Origin of the sequence: Kitasatospora aureofaciens (genome assembly GCF_001188955.3) — a bacterium.
GTDB lineage: Bacteria > Actinomycetota > Actinomycetes > Streptomycetales > Streptomycetaceae > Kitasatospora > Kitasatospora aureofaciens.
This window is the reverse complement of the sequence record NZ_JPRF03000017.1, coordinates 1-18,473: the sequence shown is the minus strand read 5'-3', so window position 1 is coordinate 18,473 and position 18,473 is coordinate 1. Positions and strand designations below refer to the sequence as shown.

General features: G+C 72.2%; 13 protein-coding genes and 1 tRNA gene. 5 read left to right on the top strand and 9 right to left on the bottom strand.

The genetic code is table 11. The annotated features are described in order from the left end of the window. The first annotated feature begins 1 nt into the window (after position 1). A complete protein-coding gene (locus HS99_RS43960) occupies positions 2–1,093 on the top strand; it encodes a class E sortase (protein ID WP_030552131.1) in 1,092 nt (363 codons plus the stop codon). Positions 1,094–1,131: 38 nt separating this feature from the next. Beyond that, positions 1,132–1,950: a class E sortase gene (locus tag HS99_RS09880; RefSeq protein ID WP_030552132.1), complete on the top strand. Its 819-nt coding sequence runs from the start codon at positions 1,132–1,134 to the stop codon at positions 1,948–1,950. 116 nt (positions 1,951–2,066) lie between these two features. Here the strand turns inward: HS99_RS09880 and pknB are convergent, their stop codons facing one another. The 6 genes from pknB to HS99_RS09850 all read right to left on the bottom strand — a co-directional run bounded on the left by pknB (position 2,067) and on the right by HS99_RS09850 (position 10,601). Beyond that, positions 2,067–4,193: a Stk1 family PASTA domain-containing Ser/Thr kinase gene (gene pknB / locus HS99_RS09875; protein WP_030278232.1), complete on the bottom strand. Its 2,127-nt coding sequence runs from the start codon at positions 4,191–4,193 to the stop codon at positions 2,067–2,069. 267 nt (positions 4,194–4,460) lie between these two features. Next, entirely contained in the window at positions 4,461–5,912 is a 1,452-nt protein-coding gene (locus HS99_RS09870; RefSeq protein WP_030278231.1) for a peptidoglycan D,D-transpeptidase FtsI family protein, read from the bottom strand. Beyond that, positions 5,909–7,312: an FtsW/RodA/SpoVE family cell cycle protein gene (locus tag HS99_RS09865; protein ID WP_030278230.1), complete on the bottom strand. Its 1,404-nt coding sequence runs from the start codon at positions 7,310–7,312 to the stop codon at positions 5,909–5,911. The genes HS99_RS09870 and HS99_RS09865 overlap by 4 nt, the downstream gene beginning before the upstream one ends. 136 nt (positions 7,313–7,448) lie before the next feature. After that, entirely contained in the window at positions 7,449–9,101 is a 1,653-nt protein-coding gene (locus tag HS99_RS09860; protein ID WP_030552135.1) for a PP2C family protein-serine/threonine phosphatase, read from the bottom strand. A gap of 53 nt (positions 9,102–9,154) precedes the next feature. Continuing rightward, on the bottom strand, positions 9,155–9,700 hold the full coding sequence (locus HS99_RS09855; protein ID WP_030278228.1) for an FHA domain-containing protein FhaB/FipA: 546 nt from the start codon (positions 9,698–9,700) through the stop codon (positions 9,155–9,157). A 46-nt stretch (positions 9,701–9,746) separates the two neighbouring features. Then, positions 9,747–10,601 (bottom strand): FHA domain-containing protein, encoded by an 855-nt coding sequence (locus HS99_RS09850; RefSeq protein ID WP_030552137.1) that lies wholly within the window; start codon positions 10,599–10,601, stop codon positions 9,747–9,749. Between the two features lie 433 nt (positions 10,602–11,034). On the opposite strand from HS99_RS09850, the gene HS99_RS09845 reads away from it, so the two are divergent. Next, positions 11,035–11,118, top strand: a tRNA-Leu gene (locus HS99_RS09845). Positions 11,119–11,230: 112 nt separating this feature from the next. Here the strand turns inward: HS99_RS09845 and HS99_RS09840 are convergent. Together HS99_RS09840 and HS99_RS09835 are read right to left on the bottom strand one after the other, a co-directional pair. After that, positions 11,231–12,382: a sensor histidine kinase gene (locus HS99_RS09840; RefSeq protein WP_030278226.1), complete on the bottom strand. Its 1,152-nt coding sequence runs from the start codon at positions 12,380–12,382 to the stop codon at positions 11,231–11,233. Beyond that, entirely contained in the window at positions 12,379–13,050 is a 672-nt protein-coding gene (locus HS99_RS09835; protein WP_030278225.1) for a response regulator, read from the bottom strand. The genes HS99_RS09840 and HS99_RS09835 overlap by 4 nt, the downstream gene beginning before the upstream one ends. A gap of 317 nt (positions 13,051–13,367) precedes the next feature. Between HS99_RS09835 and HS99_RS09830 the strand changes: the two genes are divergently transcribed. Both HS99_RS09830 and HS99_RS44735 read left to right on the top strand, forming a co-directional pair. Further along, on the top strand, positions 13,368–15,197 hold the full coding sequence (locus tag HS99_RS09830) for a phosphatidylglycerol lysyltransferase domain-containing protein (RefSeq protein WP_078656174.1): 1,830 nt from the start codon (positions 13,368–13,370) through the stop codon (positions 15,195–15,197). Between the two features lie 365 nt (positions 15,198–15,562). Beyond that, positions 15,563–16,216 carry a hypothetical protein gene (locus HS99_RS44735; protein ID WP_157846547.1) on the top strand — a complete coding sequence of 218 codons (654 nt, stop codon included), beginning with the start codon at positions 15,563–15,565 and terminating at the stop codon, positions 16,214–16,216. A 55-nt stretch (positions 16,217–16,271) separates the two neighbouring features. Here HS99_RS44735 and HS99_RS09820 read toward each other — a convergent pair. Continuing rightward, positions 16,272–18,473, bottom strand: a 2,202-nt coding sequence (locus tag HS99_RS09820) for an ATP-binding SpoIIE family protein phosphatase (protein ID WP_063737825.1), incomplete at its 5' end; no start/stop codon positions are given.

The window sequence follows — 18,473 nt, the reverse complement described above, 5'->3', positions numbered from 1 at the left end:
CGTGACCGCGGTGCGTCCGGAGGGGCGTTACCAGTCGGGGGCCGACCCGTACGGGGGCGCGCAGCAGTACGGGGGCGCGCAGCCGTACGACGCGCCGTCGTACGGCGTCGGGAGCCCCCACCCGCAGGAGCACCCGGTCCAGAGCGCGTCCGAGGACGGCTGGGGCGTGTACGAGCAGGCCGAGCAGCCCGTCGAGGGCGGGCCCGAGTACCCGTGGCTGCCCGACCAGACCCTCCAGCTGAGACTGCCCGCCGACGGCGCCGAGCCGGTCACCGAGCCCGCCCCGCCGACCGGCGGCCGGGCCGAGCGCCGCCGGGCCGCCCAGGGCCGGACCTCTGTCCGCGCGGGAGGTGGACGGCGCCGGGCGAAGGGCCGGGGCGCCGGTGGACCGCGCCCCAAGGAGTCGGCGGCCGTGGTGGCCGCCCGTTTCGTCGGCGAGCTGTGCATCACCCTCGGTGTGGTGATGCTGCTGTTCGTCGCCTACCAGCTCTGGTGGACCAACGTGCAGGCCGACGAGGCCGCCAGCGGGGCCCGCAACCAGCTGGAGCAGCAGTGGGACGCCCAGCCGCCCGGGGCGGGGCAGCCGGCCCCGGACCCGAACAAGCCCGAGGTGTTCGAGCCCGGCAAGGGCTTCGCCATCATCTACCTGCCCAAGCTGGGGCTGAAGTTCCCGATCGCCGAGGGCACCTCCAAGTCGGCGGTGCTCGACAAGGGGCTGGTCGGTCACTACACCGGCACCGCGATGCCGGGCGACCAGTCGGGCAACTTCGCGCTGGCCGCCCACCGCAACACCCACGGCGAGCCGTTCCGGTACATCAACGAGCTCGGCAAGGGCGACAAGGTCGTGGTGGAGACCGCCTTCGGCTACTACACCTACGAGCTCACCGGCGGCATCCCGCAGACCTCCCCCAACAACGTGAGCGTGATCAAGCCGGTGCCGAACGGCTCCGGGTACACCGGCCCGGGCCGGTACATCACACTGACCACCTGCACCCCGGAGTTCACCTCGAAGTTCCGTCTCATCCTGTTTGGCAAACTGGTCGAGGAACGGCCGCGGAGCCAGGGCAAGCCGGCCGCGATCACGGGCGGATAGCCGCCCGGGGGCCAGGTTTCGGAGGGGGAGCAGCACAGATGCAGGACGACGGGACCGCGCGGTCGGCCGAGCCGGCCGAGGAGGACTTTCCCCCGCCCGGAGGGGCCGCCGGGAAGGCCCGCGGCGGGCGGGGCCGGGCACTGGCCGCACTGGGCGTCTTCGGTGAACTGCTGATCACCCTGGGCCTGGTGCTCGGCCTGTTCGTGGCCTACTCGCTGTGGTGGACCAACGTGCAGGCGGACCGCTCCGCGGCCGCCGCCTCGGACAGGCTGCGAAGTTCCTGGGCGGCCGGCCCGACCCCGGGCCCCGGCGGGTCCGGCGCCGCCCCCGGGCCGGGCGGGGCGGCCGCCGTGCCGCCGCCCGCGATCGGGGACGACGTGGGCTTCCTGCACGTCCCGGCGATGGGCCGGGACTACCAGGTGCTGATCCGGATGGGCACCTCCACCGCCGTCCTGGACGAGGGCGTGGCGGGTGTGTACGAGCAGCCCTACAGGGCCGCGATGCCGTGGGACCGGACCGGCAACTTCGCGCTGGCCGCCCACCGGGACGGCCACGGCGCCAGGTTCCACGACCTGGACGCCGTCCACAGGGGAGACGCGATCGTGGTCGAGACCAAGGACGAGTGGTACGTCTACAAGGTCGACAACACCCTGCCGGAGACGTCCAAGTACGACACCGGCATCGTCGCGCCCGTCCCGGCGAGCTCCGGGTACACCGCCCCCGGCCGTTACATCACCCTGACCACCTGCACGCCGGTGTACACCTCGCGGTACCGGATGGCCGTCTGGGGGAGCCTGGTGCGGGTGGACGCCATGGACGCCCGGCGCACCCCGCCGCCGGAGCTGCGGCACTCCTGAGGCCCCCTCAGCCCCTGACCCGGGAAACGCCCGAGGGCCCGTCGCGATCGACGCGACGGGCCCTCGGGTTCCCGGTGCTCGGAATGACCTGCCCTCAGAACCAGGGGAAGAAGGGCTTAGTGGTCGTTCCCCCCTTTGCCGGGGGGTGTGGTGAGGGGGTCGCCCCCTTTGGCCGGATCGGCGGGTCGGGTGAAGAGCTGCACCTGGGTGTTCGGGTCCAGCTGGGTGCCGGCGCCCGGGTTGCTCTGGATGACGACCGCGTTCAGGTCCTGCGGGCCGCTGACCACGGTGTAGCCCAGGCCGGCCTTGGACAGCGCGGCGATGGCGTCCGACAGCTTGGAGTTCTGCAGCGGCGGGACGGTGGACTTGTCCGGCGCCTTGTAGATCGTCAGGGAGATCTTCGTGTTGGCCGGGACCTTGCTGTTCGGGGCGACCGACTGCGAGGCGACGGTGTTGACCTTGGTCGGGTCGTTGGTCGGCGTGCTCTTCGACGTGTCGACCTGGAGGCCGAGGCCCTGCAGCTGGCTCTGCGCGTCCTCCTTCTGCGAACCCACCACGCTCGGGACGTTCACCTTGGTCTTGCCCTGCGAGACCGTCAGCTTGACCGGGGCGCTCGGGTCGACGGTCGCGCCTGCCGCCGGGTCCTGGGCGACGACGGTGTCCTGCGGGGCGGTGTCGTCGTCCTTGTAGTCGGGGGTGGCGACGTTGGTGAAACCGGCCGAGGCCAGCGCCTGCATCGCCTGGTCCTTGGTCTTGCCGGTCAGGGGCGGCATCTGCTGCTTGGCCGGACCGGAGGACAGCTGCACGGTGATGCGGGCGTCCTCGGCGACCTGGGTGCCGGCCGTCGGGGTCTGGGTGCAGACCTGGTCCTTCTTGACGTTGGTGTCCGGGCAGGCGATCTTGTCGCCCTCGGCGACGGTGAGCTTGGAGCCGGCCGCGGTCGCCGCGGTCCTGGCGTCCGCCAGGCCCTTGCCGACCAGGTTGGGTGCCGTCACCTTCGCGGTGTTGGTTCCGCCCTTGTCGCTGAACATCGCCTGGGCCACGAAGAAGGTGCCGACCAGGACCAGCACGGCGGCCACCGCCAGCACGATCCAGGAGGTGTTGCTCTTCTTCGGGCGGTCCTCGCCGCGCCGACCGCCGCCCTGGCCGTAGCCGTCGTCGTAGCCGTCGCGGCCGCCGCCCGGGGCGCCGGCGTAGGTCTGGCCGTAGCCGTCGTCCTGGTAGCCGTCGTGCCCCTGGGCGCCGGCCTGCGGCAGGAGGGTGGTCGGGCCGCCGCCGGGCTGCTGCGGCAGCATGTTGGTCTGGCCGTACGGATCGTGCTGCTGCGGGTAGCCGTTCTGGTCGTAGCCGTACCCGGCCGCGCCCATGCCGTAGGCGGCGGCCTGCTGCGCGGCGGCGACGGGGAGGCCGTCGAGGAAGCGCTCGATGTCGTCGCGCATCTCGTCGGCGCTCTGGTAGCGGTAGTCGCGCTCCTTGGCGAGCGCCTTCAGCACGATCGCGTCGATCTCGGGGCGCACCTCGGGGTCGAAGACCGACGGCGGCTGCGGCTCCTCCCGGACGTGCTGGTAGGCCACCGCGACCGGGGAGTCGCCGACGAAGGGCGGGCGGACGGTCAGCAGCTCGTAGAGCAGGCAGCCGGTGGAGTAGAGGTCGGAGCGGGCGTCGACCTGCTCGCCCTTGGCCTGCTCGGGGGAGAGGTACTGGGCGGTGCCGATCACGGCCGAGGTCTGGGTCATGGTCATCCCGGCGTCACCCATCGCACGGGCGATGCCGAAGTCCATCACCTTGACGTTGCCCTGCCGGGTCAGCATCACGTTGGCGGGCTTGATGTCGCGGTGCACGATGCCGGCCCGGTGCGAGTACTCCAGGGCCTGGAGGATGCCGATGGTCATCTCCAGGGCCCGCTCGGGCAGCAGCCGGCGGCCGGAGTGCAGCAGCTCGCGCAGCGTGGAGCCCTCGACGTACTCCATCACGATGTACGGGATGGAGATCCCGTCGATGTAGTCCTCGCCGGTGTCGTACACGGCGACGATCGCCGGGTGGTTCAGGGAGGCCGCGGACTGTGCCTCGCGGCGGAAGCGGGCCTGGAACGACGGATCCCGGGCCATGTCGGCCCGGAGCGTCTTCACTGCGACGGAACGGCCGAGCCGGGTGTCATGGCCGAGGTACACCTCGGCCATGCCGCCGCGTCCGAGGACGCCGCCGAGCTCGTACCTGCCGCCGAGGCGACGAGGCTCTTCCATAGTTCCGACCCTCTCCCTCACCCGCCGGTGAGGTTGTGACGTAGGTGTCCCCGCACGCTCTGGGTGACGCCGCGCGCGCCGCGACCGGTTCTCCGGCCGGGCCGTGCGCCGCCTCGCGGGCGGCAACGGGCACACCCGCTGCTGGCGGATACGCTACCGGTCGCACCGCACCGGACCGGAGTCAGCCGTCGGCCGATATCAGACCGGTATCCGGGCGCGGGTGGCGATCGTGACATTCACCTCACCCTCGGCCCTGGGGGCGGTGCCCTACTTGCCGAGCGCGGCCTGCATCACCGCCTTGGCGATCGGGGCGGCCAGCCGGCCGCCGCTGATGCCGTCGCGGTTGTCCGAGCCGTCCTCGACCACGACCGCGACCGCGACCGACTGGCCGTCCGGGGTCTTGGCCCAGGAGGTGAACCAGGCGTACGGGAGTGCGGAGTTGTTCTCGCCGTGCTGCGCGGTGCCGGTCTTGCCGCCGACCTGGACGCCCGGGATCTGGGCGTTCTTGCCGGTGCCGTCCTGGACCACCGAGACCATCAGGTCCTGCATCTTCTGCGCGGTGGCCGGGCTCATCGCCTGGGAGAACTGCTTCTCGGTGTGCTTGGAGATGGTGGTCAGCGAGGCCGAGCGCTCCTGGTCGACCAGGTACGGCTGCATCAGGCTGCCGTTGTTGGCGATCGCGGCGGAGACCATGGCGACCTGCAGCGGGGTGGCGCGGGTGTCGTGCTGGCCGATCGAGTCCTGGGCGGTGCCGTCCAGGCTGGCGCTGTTCGGGAAGACGCTCTTCTCGGCCCGGACCGGGGTGTCGATGGTGCTGTTGAAGCCGAACTTCTCGGCCTGCGCGCGCATCTTGTCCTTGCCCAGGTCCGCACCGATCTTGGCGAAGACCGTGTTGCAGGACTGGTCCAGCCCGGACTTCACGGTGGCGTTCTCGCAGCGCTCGTTCGGGCTCTCGTTCTTCAGCGGGGTCTGGGTGCCGGGCAGGATGTACGGCTCGGGTGTCGAGGTGGTGTCGTCGATGCTCTGGAACATGCCGTTCTCGAACGCGGCGGTCGCGGTGACCAGCTTGAACGTCGAGCCGGGCGGATAGGTGTACTTCAGCGCCCGGTTGTCCATCGGCTTGTTGGGGTCGGAGTTGAGGGCCTTCCAGGCGTCGCCGTCGTCGTTGCCCGCGATGGTGCCCGGGTCGTAGGACGGAGTGGAGACCAGGGCCAGGATCGCGCCGGTCTTCGGGTCGAGCGCGACCACCGCGCCCTTCTTGTCGCCCATCGCGTCGAAGGCGGCCTTCTGGACCTTGGCGTTGATGGTCGTGACGACGTCGCCGCCGCGCTGCTGCTCGCCGGTCAGCATGTCCAGGGTGTTGCGGAAGAACAGCCGGTCGTCGGTGCCGGAGAGGATGCCGTCCTCCAGGTTCTCCAGCCCGTTGGAGCCGTAGGCCTGCGAGGAGTAGCCGGTGACCGGGGCGTACATCGGACCGTTGATCCAGGAGCGCTTGTACTTGTAGCGCAGCCCGTTCACGAAGTCGGAGTTCGTCACCGGCTGGCCGCTGACGATGATGTTGCCGCGCGGGTGGGCGTAGCGGTCGTACAGCTGGCGCTTGTTGTTCTTGTTGGAGGCCCAGGCGTCGGCCTGGACGCCCTGCACCCAGTTGGTGCGCACCATCAGGGCCAGGATCAGCACGAGGCAGAAGATCGAGACCCGTCGGATCGGCTTGTTCATCGGGCGGGTCCTCCCTGGCCCTCGGTGGCCGGGGCCGGTTCGACCCCGGGACGGCGTGCGCTGTCGCTGATCTTCAGCAGGATCGCGACCAGCGCCCAGTTGGCGACCACGGACGAACCGCCCTGCGCGAGGAACGGCATGGTCATACCGGTCAGCGGGATCAGTCCGGTGACCCCGCCGGCCACGACGAACACCTGCAGTGCCATCGCCGAGGCGAGGCCCACGGCGAACAGCTTGCCGAAGGGGTCGCGGGCGGCGACGGCGGTGCGCAGGCCGCGCTGCACCAGCAGGGCGTACAGCAGGAAGATCGCCATCAGGCCGGTGAGTCCGAGCTCCTCGCCGAAGGAGCCCAGGATGAAGTCGCTCTTGGCGGCGAAGTTGATCAGCCAGGAGCGGCCCTGGCCCAGGCCGGAGCCGGTCACCCCGCCGGAGCCGAGCGCCATCAGCGACTGGCCGATCTGCTCGGTGGAGCCCTTGGGCGGGTTCGCGGAGAAGGCGGCCATCGGGTCGAGCCAGGCGTCGATGCGGACCTTGACGTGGCTGGTGGTGGTGGCGACCGCGACCGCGCCGCCGACCGACATCAGCAGGCCGAACAGGATCCAGCTGGTCCGCTCGGTGGCGACGTAGAGCATCACCACGAACAGGCCGAAGAACAGGAACGACGTGCCGAGGTCGTTCTCGAAGATCAGGATCAGCAGGCTGAGCAGCCAGATCACCACGATCGGGCCGAGGTCGCGGCCGCGCGGCAGGTACAGCCCCATGAAGCGGCGGCTGGCCAGGGCCAGCGCGTCGCGCTTGACCATCAGGTAGCCGGCGAAGAACACGGTGAGGACGATCTTGGCGAACTCGCCGGGCTGGATGGAGAAGCTGCCCATCCGGATCCAGATCTTCGCGCCGAAGTCCTCCGCCCGGGCTGGGAAGAAGGCCGGCGCGGCGAGCAGCACCAGCGCCACCACCATCGAGATGTAGGTGTAGCGCTGGAGCACCCGGTGGTCCTTCAGGAAGACCATGACGCCGATGAACAGCGTGATCCCGAGGGCCGACCACATCAGCTGGTTGCGGGCCGCCGGGAAGTTGCCGCTGAGCAGGTGGCCGGCCTTGTCCAGCCGCCAGATCATCACCACGCCCAGCCCGTTCAGCAGGGTGGCGATCGGCAGCATCAGCGGGTCCGCGTACGGCGCGAAGCGTCGCACCAGCAGGTGCGCGACCAGCGCCAGCGCGCCCATGCCCAGGCCGTAGCCGAGCATGCCGGCCGGCAGCCGGGAGTCCATCGCCAGGCCCACGTTGGCGTACGCCAGGATCGGCAGCAGGACCGCGAAGACCAGCAGGGCCAGCTCGGTGTTGCGCCGGTTCGGGGCGCCCTGGGGCGAGATGGTGGTGTTGCCCCGGCGCCTCGGCACGACGCGCCCGGCCGCCGCCCGGCGTCGGCCGCCGGCGCGGCCGGTGTCACCGCTCAGGTCGTAGCTGCTCACGTGGTGACCGCTCCCTGCCGGCCGGCGGACCCGCTCCGGGCGGACCAGTGTCGGATCGCGGACGTCACGGCTTCGGGCAGGATTCGGCCCGGGTGCGCTCGTCATCGCTCAGCGGCGCCTGCTGGGGCTGCTGGGCCTGCTCGCTCGGGGCGCCGGCCGCGGGGGGCGTGGCGGTCTGCGTCGGAGCGGGCGTGGCCGGGGCGCTCGCGGTCGGCGAGGTGCTGGGCGCGGCCGCGGGCGGGTTGCGCTTCTCCCGTTCGCCCGGGGTGACCGGCGTGGCGGCCACGAAGTCGGTCTTGGTGGCCTGGGCCGGCTGGCCCGGCTGGGCGGTCTGGGTGCCCTGCGGGGGCGCGGTGGCGGCCTTCTGGCACAGCTTGGCCCAGTCCGCGAGGTCGCTGACCGTCTTCTCGGCGTCCTTCAGGCTGCCGACCGAGATGGTCCGGTTCACCTGGGTGCGCTGGTCCTGCGGCAGCCACTTCAGCGGGGCGTCGCTGCGCGACTCGTGCACCGAGGAGAGGCTCAGCCCGGCCAGGTTCTGGTTGATGCCCTGGTAGATGGCGACGTGGTCGCCGTCCTCGCCGATGTAGTACTGGTCCTGGGTCCACTGGTAGCCGAAGTAGCCGGCGCCGCCGAGCAGGCCGAGCGTGATCAGGACGGCCAGCGGGACGGTCAGGCCCCGGCGCTTGCGCTTGGGGGGCTGCTCCTCGTCGAACTCGTCGGTGCCGTACACCGAAGGCTCTGCGGGGTAGCCGTAGCCTTCCTCGCCCTCGTAGCCCTCGGCCGGGCCGAAGCCGCCCTGGGCGGCGCCGTAGCCGTCCTGGTAGCCCTCGGCCGGGCCGAAGGCGCCCTGCGGGCCGCGGCCCAGGCCGGCCGCACGGCCCGCCGGGGTGTCCGCGATCGAGTGGTCGGCGGCGGTCGAGGACGGCGGGGTGTCGGCGACCGCGCCGACCACCACCGGGACGTCGTTGAACTGGCCGCTCATGGTGTCCGTGGCGCCGACGTCGATGACGTCCGCCACGATGCAGGTGATGTTGTCCGGACCGCCGCCGCGCAGGGCGAGCTGGATCAGCTCCTGCACGGTCTGCTCGGGCGAGTAGTAGCTGCCGAGGGTGTCCTGGAGGGTCTGGTGGCTGACCGGGCCGGAGAGGCCGTCGGAGCAGATCAGGTAGCGGTCGCCGGCCCGGACCTCGCGGATCGACAGGTCGGGCTCGACCTGGCCGCGGCCGTCCAGGGCCCGCATCAGCAGCGAGCGCTGAGGGTGGGTCTCGGCCTCCTCGGGCGTGATCCGGCCCTCGTCGACCAGGCGCTGCACCCAGGTGTGGTCCTGGGTGATCTGCACCAGCGACCCGTCGCGCAGCAGGTAGGCGCGGGAGTCGCCGACGTGCACCAGGCCCATCCGCTGGCCGGTCCACAGCATGGCGGTCAGGGTGCAGCCCATGCCCTCCAGCTGCGGGTCCTCCTCGACCATCTGCCGGAGCCGGTCGTTGGCGCCCTGGACGGCGTCGCCCAGCAGGGTCAGCAGGTCGGCGCCCGGCACGTCCTCGTCCAGGCGGACGATCGAGCCGAGCACCTCGGAGGACGCGACCTCGCCGGCCGCGGCGCCGCCCATGCCGTCGGCCACGGCCAGCAGCCGCGGCCCGGCGTAGCCGGAGTCCTCGTTCCCCTCCCGGATCAGTCCCTTGTGGGAGCCGGCGGCGAAGCGCAGCACCAGGGTCATGCGACCTGTGCCCCCCTCTGGGTCATGGACGGGATGCTGTCCCTCATGCGCTACTACTTCCGCAGTTCGATGACGGTCCTGCCGATACGGATCGGCATGCCCGGCTGGAGCGGGGTGGGCGCGGTCAGGCGCTGCCGGTCCAGATAGGTGCCGTTGGTGGAGCCTAGATCCTCGACCGTCCACTGCCCAGTCTGATCCGGATAGATCCTGGCATGCCGGGAGGACGCGTAGTCGTCGTCCAGCACGATGGTGGAGTCGTGCGCGCGGCCCAGGGTGATGGTCTGGCCCTGCAGCGCGACCGTGGTCCCGGCCAGCGAGCCCTGCACCACGACGAGCTGGGTCGGGGCGCCGCGACGGCGGCCGCCGCCCTGGGTCTGGCCCCCGCTGCCGGCGGGGGCGGCGGGTGCCGCGGGACGTCCGGCTGCCGCGGTGGTGGCCGCGCCGCCGCCGGACGCGGTTGCGGCGCCACGGCGGGAGGTGCGGGGGTTCACCTTGGTACCGAACAGGTCGCTGCGGATCACCTGGATCGCGACGATGACGAACAGCCACAGCACGGCCAGGAAGCCCAGCCGCATGACCGTGAGGGTCAGTTCTGACATGACCGTCCCGCCAGTCGGTGAGCGAGGCGCGCGAACAACTCGGACACTACCCTTCGACCTGCCGGTAGACGATGGTGGTGGAGCCCACGACGATTCGGGAGCCGTCGCGGAGCGTAGCGCGCTGGGTGTGCTGTCCGTCCACCACGATGCCGTTGGTCGAGCCCAGGTCGAGGACCATCGAAGGCGTACCGGGGCGGATCTCGGCGTGCTTGCGGGACACCCCGGGGTCGTCGATCCGCACGTCCGCCTCGGTCGAGCGGCCGAGGACGCAGGCCGCGCCGGTGATCTGGTGGCGGGCGCCGTTCACCTCGATCCAGCGGCGGACCGAGGCGCCGTGGCCGGCGCCCGGGAAGTTGCGGACGTTGCCGCCGGCCGGCGGGCCGGGGGGCATCGCCGGGGGCGGGGGCGCGTTGTACTGCCCGGCGCCGCCCTGCTGCCACGGTGCGCCGGGGGCCGGGGCGGCCGGCTGGCGGTCGTAGCCGGACTGCTGCTGCGGGGCCTGCGGCGGGGAGTACTGCTGGGGCTCCTCGGAGGCCAGGGTGCGGCTGCGCACCCGGTACAGGCCGGTGTCCAGGTCGTCGGCCTTCTCCAGGTTCACCTGGAGCGGGCCCATGAAGCTGTAGCGCTGGGCCTCGGCGTACTCGCGGACCATCCCGGCGAGCTCGGCGCCGAGCTGTCCCGAGTAGGGGCTGAGCCGCTCGTGGTCGTGCGGGCTGAGCTCGACGATGAAGTCGTTCGGCACGACGGTGCGGTCGCGGTTCCAGATGCTCGCGTTGTTGTCGCACTCGCGCTGCAGAGCGCCGGCGATCTCCACGGGTTGGACCTCGGACTTGAACACCTTGGCGAAGGTGCCGTTGACGAGACCCTCCAGCCGCTGCTCGAACTTCTTCAGCATCCCCATGGGGCACCCCCTTCCAGGGCTCGTTCGCCTGCCTGCCGTCCCGGCCCCCCGGTGGAGTGTTCCTCCGGGGATCCGGTCGTGCCTACTTGCGGTACTTCCGTACTGATCGTATCCACGCCGGGCCCTTCCGTACGGTTCCCGGACCGCGTGGTGCCGGGGGGTGGGCTCGGACACACAGGGTGACGCATCCAGGGTCCGGCACGCCAGGTGTGTCCATCGGAGCCGTCCGTGCCGTTCGCTCACCCGTTCGTCGTGCACCCGTTCGGGATGCGGTTGGTCTCCCCGGGGAACGGATTCGGAGCCGCCCCCCAGGTCGTGCTACTGTTTTCCACGTCGGAAGGGCCGCCCGGAAGGGAGCCGGACCGAGGAAACGCGAAGGGCCACATGGTACCGGCGGTTCCGAGGACCGGACGGCAAAGAAGACAACACCCATGCGCGGGTGGCGGAATAGGCAGACGCGCTGGATTCAGGTTCCAGTGCCCGAAAGGGCGTGGGGGTTCAACTCCCCCCTCGCGCACAGCGAAGCCCCGCAGATCTTCGGATCTGCGGGGCTTTCTCGTTCCCTGCGCCGGTCCGTTCCGTACGGGCGACGGCTCGGGCGCCCGGCCCGGAGGCTCGGGCGCGGGTGGTCAGGAGCGGCTCGCGGGGAGTTCGGCGCGGACCTCGAAGCCGCCGTCCTGGGTGGGGCCGGCCGTGAGGGTGCCGCCCAGCAGCTGGGCCCGCTCGCGCAGGCCGACCAGTCCGTGGCCGCCGCCCGGCAGGATCTCGGCCGGGTGGACCGGAGGCGCCTCGTTGCGGACCTCGACCCGCAGTCGGCGTCCCTTAGCCCGGACCCTCACGTGCACCACCGCCTCCGGCGCGTACTTGGTGATGTTGGTCAGCGCCTCCTGGACGGTGCGGTAGGCGGCCCGCTCGACCGCCTCGGGCCAGGGGCGGTCGCCGGGGTTCAGCTCGGTGTCGGCGGCCAGGCCGCTCTGCTCGATCAGCCGGGGCAGGTCGGTCAGCCGGGGCTGGGGGGCGAGCGGGGCGGCCGGGAACGGGCCGTTGGTGGTGCCGCGCAGCACCCCGACCATCTGGCGCAGCTCGTCCAGGGTCCGTACGGACAGCTCGCGGATGGTGCGGGCGACGCCGGCGGCGGCCGGGTCGGCGGTACTCACCTGGAGCGCCCCGGCCTGGATGCTGATCAGGCTGACCTGGTGCGAGACCACGTCGTGCATCTCCCGGGCCAGCCGGCCGCGCTCGCTGATCAGCACCCGCTCGGCGAGCAGCCTGCTCTCCCGCTCCTGGCCCCGGGTCAGCTCGTCCAGCCGGGCGGCCAGCTCCCGCCGGGTGCGGGAGAGCAGGCCGGTGGCGGCCGGGCCGGCGGCCAGCATCACGGCCTGGATGGCGTCCAGGGCGGTGTTCCGACTGAGGTCGATGACCGGGGTCGGCAGCGGCCAGTGGAAGAAGGAGACCAGGGTGAACAGGGTGGCGCAGGGGAACAGCACCCTCGCGCCGGGGCGCTCGGTGGCCACCGTGTAGACGGCGGTGATGGGGGCCAGCCAGATCGCCTCGACCCAGGTGCCGGGCATGGTGAGCAGCAACACGGTCACCGGGAAGCGGCGGCGCCAGAACAGCGCCACCGCGGCCAGCGTGGAGAGCGCCATCTGCCACCAGGTGGCGTCCCGGGCCACCAGCGCGGCGTCCATCAGGGAGTACAGGACGGGCAGCAGCAGCATCAGCCAGGGCGCGGTGCACCAGGCCGGCAGCCGTCGGGACGGCAGCTGGTCGGCGGGCGTCATGCCCCGTCGCCGGGCTTGGGTCGCACCAGGCCGGCCCGGTGGGCGAGCACGGCGGCCTGCACCCGGTTGGCGGCGCCGAGCTTGCCGAGGATCGCGCTGATGTGGTCCTTGACCGTGCCGGTGCCGAGGAAGAGCCGGTCGGCGATCTCGGCGTTGGACAGGCCCTCGCCGAGCAGGGCGAGCACGTCGAGCTCCCGGACGGTCAGGGTGCGGGCCAGCGCGGTGGCCTCGGCGTCCGGGCCGCCGCCGTCCACGTAGCCGCCGATCACGGTGCTGGTGACGGTCGGGGAGAGGATGTTGCCGCCCGCGGCGAGCACCCGGACCGCGTGCACCAGCTGCTCGGGGGCGGTGTCCTTGAGCAGGAAGCCGGCCGCCCCGGCCCGCAGCGCGGTGCCGATGTACTCGTCGGTGTCGAAGGTGGTGAGCATCGCCACGGCGGGCGGGTCGGGCAGGGCGCGCAGGCGGCGCAGCACCGAGATGCCGTCGAGGTCGGGCATCCGGATGTCGAGCAGCACCACGTGCGGGCGCAGGCGCTGGACGTGCTCCTCGGCCTGCCCGCCGGAGCAGTCGCCGACCACCTCCAGGTCGGGGGCGGAGCCGACGATCAGGCCGAGGCCCGAGCGGACCAGGATCTCGTCGTCGACGATCAGCACGCGGGTGGTGGTGATGGTGCCTCCTCGGTTCGGGCGGCCGGGTTCGGACGGTCCGCGGGGGTCGCTCTGAGAGTAGGGGTAGGCGGGGCGGGTCGCCGAACGCATGGGGGATATGGACCCCCGCCGTTCGGCGGGGGTGGGAATCCGCTACCCGGTTCACGTAATTCTCAGGAATGGTGCGGAACCATGGAGTTGGCTGCCCTTTCCGACCTGCCGCTCGATGCGGGCGGTCGGTGGGCATGGGCGGTCGGTCAGTCCGTCGGGCCCGTGCGGGCGCCCGGCGCCGGGCCGTTGCGGATGCGCCCCACCATCTGATCGTTTGGAATTGAGCTGTGTCGTCCACTGTGAAGTCGGAGCCGTCCGCCACGTCCGCCGGGCCCCGGCCCGTCGGCGTGCTCGACCGCTGGCGCCCGAGGGCCGCCGTCGCCTCCGTCTGGTACCTCAGGCTGCTGGCGCTGCTGAACGTGACCACGGTGCTGCTGGTGCCGTGGCGCAACCAGGTCTCCGAGCACAACGAGGGTGAGTACTTCACCCCGTACCTGATGACCTCCGGCCTGGCGGCCGCGGTGCTGTCGGTCTTCCTCGCGGTCGCGATGAGGCGGCGCAAGCGGGCCGCCTGGATCTTCAACACGGCTCTCGGCAGCGTCTTCGCCCTGCTGTACCTGGCGGTCATGGTGGTGCCCGGCGAGCACTTCAACAGGCACCCGCTCAACTACGTCTCCACCGTCCTGACCTGCCTGTTCGTGCTGGCGCTGCTGATCGGGCGCAAGGAGTTCACCTCCAAGGGCGACCGCTCCAACCCGAAGACCGCGGCGGCCACCTTCGTCGGCGGGCTGTTCTTCGGCGGCGCGGTCGGTGCACTGCTGGTCTGGCTGACCAACGAGCTGAACGGCGCCGGCTGGTGGGACCTCTTCCGCTACTCGGTCGGCCGGATGATCACCGTCACCCCGACCGAGCACCTGCGCTCGGTGATCGCCGCCCCGACCTGGGTCAACGCCGCGATCAACGCGATGGGCGCGGTGCTGTTCCTGCTGGTGCTGTACGTGGCCTTCCGCAGCCCGCGCGGCAAGGAGCTGCTCACCCCCGAGGACGAGGCGAAGCTGCGCGGCCTGCTGGACAAGCAGGGCGAGCGGGACTCGCTGGGGTACTTCGCGCTGCGCCGGGACAAGGCGGTGATCTTCTCCCCCAGCGGCAAGTCGGCGGTGACCTACCGGGTGATCGGCGGGGTCTCGCTGGCCTCGGGCGACCCGATCGGGGACCCGGAGGCCTGGCCGGGCGCGATCGAGGCCTGGCTGTCCGAGGCCCGCGAGCACGCCTGGGCGCCGGCCGTGATGGGCGCCTCCGAGGAGGCCGGGGTGATCTACGCCCGGCACGGCCTGGACGCGCTGGAACTGGGCGACGAGGCGATCGTCGAGCTGGACGAGTTCTCGCTGGACGGCCGCGCGATGCGGGTGGTCCGACAGGCGTACAACCGGGTCAAGCGGGCCGGGTACACGGTGCGGATCCGCCGACACGAGGACATCTCCGAGGCGGAGATGGCCGAGCTGGTGGCCAAGGCCGACGAGTGGCGCGACGGGGCGACCGAGCGCGGCTTCTCGATGGCGCTGGGCCGGCTCGGCGACCCGGGCGACGGCCGCTGCGTGATGCTGGAGTGCAGCGACGGCGAGGGCGAGCTCAAGGCGCTGCTGAGCTTCGTCCCGTGGGGCCCGGACGGGCTCTCGCTGGACCTGATGCGCCGGGCGCGGGACACCGAGAACGGCCTGATGGAGTTCATGGTGATCGAGCTGCTGCAGCGCGCCCACGAGGTGGGGCTGAAGCGGGTCTCGCTGAACTTCGCGATGTTCCGTTCGGTCTTCGAGCGCGGCTCGCGGCTCGGCGCCGGACCGGTGCTGCGGCTGTGGCGTTCCGTCCTCGGGTTCTTCTCGCGCTGGTGGCAGATCGAGTCGCTGTACCGCGCGAACGCCAAGTACCGGCCCATCTGGGAACCGCGCTACCTGCTGTTCGAGAAGAGCAGCGAGATTCCGCGGATCGGCATCGCCAGCGCGCGCGCCGAGGGTTTCATCGTCGCGCCGAGCCTGCCCGCCCTGTTCCGTCGTCGGCACGCGGGCGCCGCCGTGGTGGCGCCCCGGGTACCGGTGCCGGCGCGGGACGGGAAGGGGTAGCCCTCCGTCGGGGGGCGGAGGGGGGCCGACGGCCGGGGGGTGTACCTAGGGCCAGGGTCGTGGGGGACCTGGGGCCATCGGTCGTAAGGGGGGTCCGGAGGGGGGATTCGTCTCCCTCCTGAGGATGACCTCAATCCCCATCCATGCCGATGTGGATTTGTTAACGGGCTTCTAATGTTGGAGTAGCTGACAAGTTCGGGGATTCGGGAGAAACAGTTGTGATTCACAGGACCCACGCGGGGGGCGTGCGAAAGGGGCCGCTGGCATCAGCCGGAAAGGCCGCTGTCGCCGAGTGGGGAACGTTGTACCTGACGGTCCGGGGCGCGGTGGCGCGGAAGAGGTTCGCCGCATTCCCGCTGGCCACGATGGCGACGTTTCTGATCCTGCTGTTCAGCATCGTCCAGCACCTGCCGGGCGGCGAGCGCTTCGTCAACCACATCGGGGTGGTGCGGGCCTCGTTGCCGCTCGACCTCTCGCTGCTGCGGACCCCGCTGTCGCTGTACGTGCCGGCGCTGGACCTGCCGGTCTGGGGGGCGCTGGCCCAGGTGTTCGTGGTCTTCGCGATCGCCGAGGTCGTGCTCGGCCGGCGGATGACCCTGGTGGTCGCCTACGCGTGCACCCTGGCGGGCACGCTGTTCGCCCGGGTCGGGGTGGCGATCGGGCCGGGCCACCTGTTCGGCTTCCCGAAGTGGGTCGCCTACGTGCGGGACACCGGGCCGTCGGCCGCGGTGGTCGCGCTGGCGATCTGCATCGCGTTCCGCACCCGGGCCTGGTTCACCGCCACCCTGGTGGTGGTGCTGATGGTCGGCGAGGCCGTCGTGCTGCCGAACCTGGCCGGCCTGGAGCACGTGGTCGCGGTGATCACCGCGCTGCTGATCGCCGTCTCGGTCGAGGTGTTCGGGGACTTCTGGCCGCGGGTGCTGGCCGGGGTCGGCGCCGCCACCTCGGTGGCCACGGTCGCCTCCCTGGAGGTCGCGAAGGAGGCCCGGCGCCGTCCGGCGGGGGCCGTCATCCCCTGAGGGACGCTCCATCTGGCGTGTCGGCCGCGTACGGGGCGTTGCCCGTACGCGGCTGTCATGCGTGCGGGAGGGGCAGCTCGAACCAGACGACCTTGCCCACCGCCTTGCGGGCGGTGCCCCAGTGTTCGGCGAGCTTGGTGACCAGGGTGAGGCCGCGGCCGGTCTCGCCGAGCTGCTCGGCCGGCTCCAGCGAGGGCAGGTTGTGGTTGTCGTCGCTGACCTCGACCAGCAGCTTGTCCACCCGGATCAGCTGGAGCTGCACCCGGTCCCGGGCGACCCGGACGGCGTTCGTGACCAGCTCGCTGACCAGCAGCTCGGTGGTGTCGCTGAGCGCCTCCAGGTGCCAGGCGGCCAGCTGCTCGCGGACCAGCGAACGGGCCCGGCGGACCTCGCGGTGGTCCACGGTGAGGTCCCAGGTGGCCACCTCGGACGGGGCGACCCCGTCGAAGCGGGCCACCAGCAGGGCGACGTCGTCCTTGCGGTCGTCCGAGTGCAGCCGGCGCAGCACCTCGTCGCAGGCCTGCTCGGGGCTCTGCTGCGGGTCGATCAGGTTGCCGCACAGCGCCGCCAGGCCGGCTCCTATGTCCCCGCCCCGGACCTCGACCAGCCCGTCGGTGCACAGCACCAGCATCGAGCCGTCCGAGACGTCGATGGTCTTGGCGACGAACGGCACCCCGCCGACGCCGATCGGCGCGCCGGCCGGGATCTCCAGCAGCTCGCCGGTGCCGTCCGGGTGCACCAGGACGGGCGGGACGTGCCCTGCGCTGGCCAGCTCGCAGGTCCGGTTGATCGGGTCGTAGACCGCGTAGAGGCAGGTCGCCAGGTGGTCGTCGCCGAGCTTCTGGGCCAGGTTGTCCAGGTGCCGCAGCAGCTGGCCGGGCGGCAGGTCGAGGGCGGCGAGGGTCTGCATCGCCGTGCGGAAGCGGCCCATCGCGGCGGCCGAGTGGATGCCGTGGCCCATCACGTCGCCGACCACCAGGGCGACCCGGCTGCCGGGCAGCTGGATCGCGTCGAACCAGTCGCCGCCGACCTCGGCCTTCGGATCGCCCGGCAGGTAGCGGTGGGCGATCTGCACGCCGGGGATCTGCGGCGGGCGGGTCGGGATCATCGAGCGCTGCAGGGTGGTGGCGACCCGCGCCTCGGCGCGGTGCAGCCGGGCGTTGTCCAGCGACAGCGCGGCCCGTACCGCCAGCTCCTTGAGGGTGGCGGCGTCGCTCTCGTCGAAGGGGGCGCGGTCCGGCAGCCGGAGCAGCTTGAGGATGCCCAGCACGGTTCCCCGGGCGGACAGCGGGACCACCAGCATCGAGCGGCCGGAGACCACCGGGGCCAGCCGGGCGCCGCCGAGGGCGATCGCGTAGTCGACCGCGACGTCCGCGCTGACCACCGGGACCAGCACCGGCTGGTTGAGCTGCAGGGCCATCCCGGGCGGGGTCCGGCGCGGCATGCAGACCAGCGAGCCCTCGGCGAGCACGTGGTCCCAGGCACCGCCGGTCTGGTTGAAGACCAGGGCGACCCGGCGCAGCATCGTGTCGTCGTCGGGACGGGCGACCGGCAGTTCGGAGTCCGAGATCAGTCCGTCCACGAGGTCCACGCAGGCGAAGTCCGCGACCCGGGGGACCAGCACCTGGCACAGCTCTCGGGCGGTGAAGCCGAGGTCCAGGGTGGTGCCGACCTTGCCGCCGACCTCGTTCAGCAGGGCCAGCTGCTCGCCGGCCTGCCCGTTGGTGAGGAACGGGCTCAGCCGGCCGCTCGGCTGCCCCTCGGCGGGGGCGGGGGCGGGAGCGGGGACGGTGCCGGGCGGGGCCTGGTCGGCGCGGCGCGGCGGGACGCCGGGGGCGGACGACTCGACGGCGGCGGCCTGCTGCTCGATGGTGGCTCCTCCTCCGTGGGGGAACGGGACGGGCGGGGTGCCGACCGGTCCGCCCAGGACGGCGGCGGGGCGGACGGCGGGGGTGGCCTGTGCGGCCTCGCGTTGATCGTGCTGTTCGCGTTGTTCGCGTTGTTCACGTTGGGCGGGTTCGCGCGGGGCGGGTTCGCGCTGGGAGGGTAGCGGACCGGGTGGGCGGCGGCCCGGTGCGGACTGGTCGGGCTGCGGGGGCGGACCGAGCCGGGCGGCGCGCTGCTGGGGCGTCGGGTAGCGGCGGCCCAGGCCGGCAGCCGCGTGGGCGGTGCCGGTCTGCGGATCGGAGGGCAGCACCGGCAGCACGGTGGCCGCGTCCAGCCGCAGCGCGGGCAGCCCGCCGAGCGCCGCCGCCTC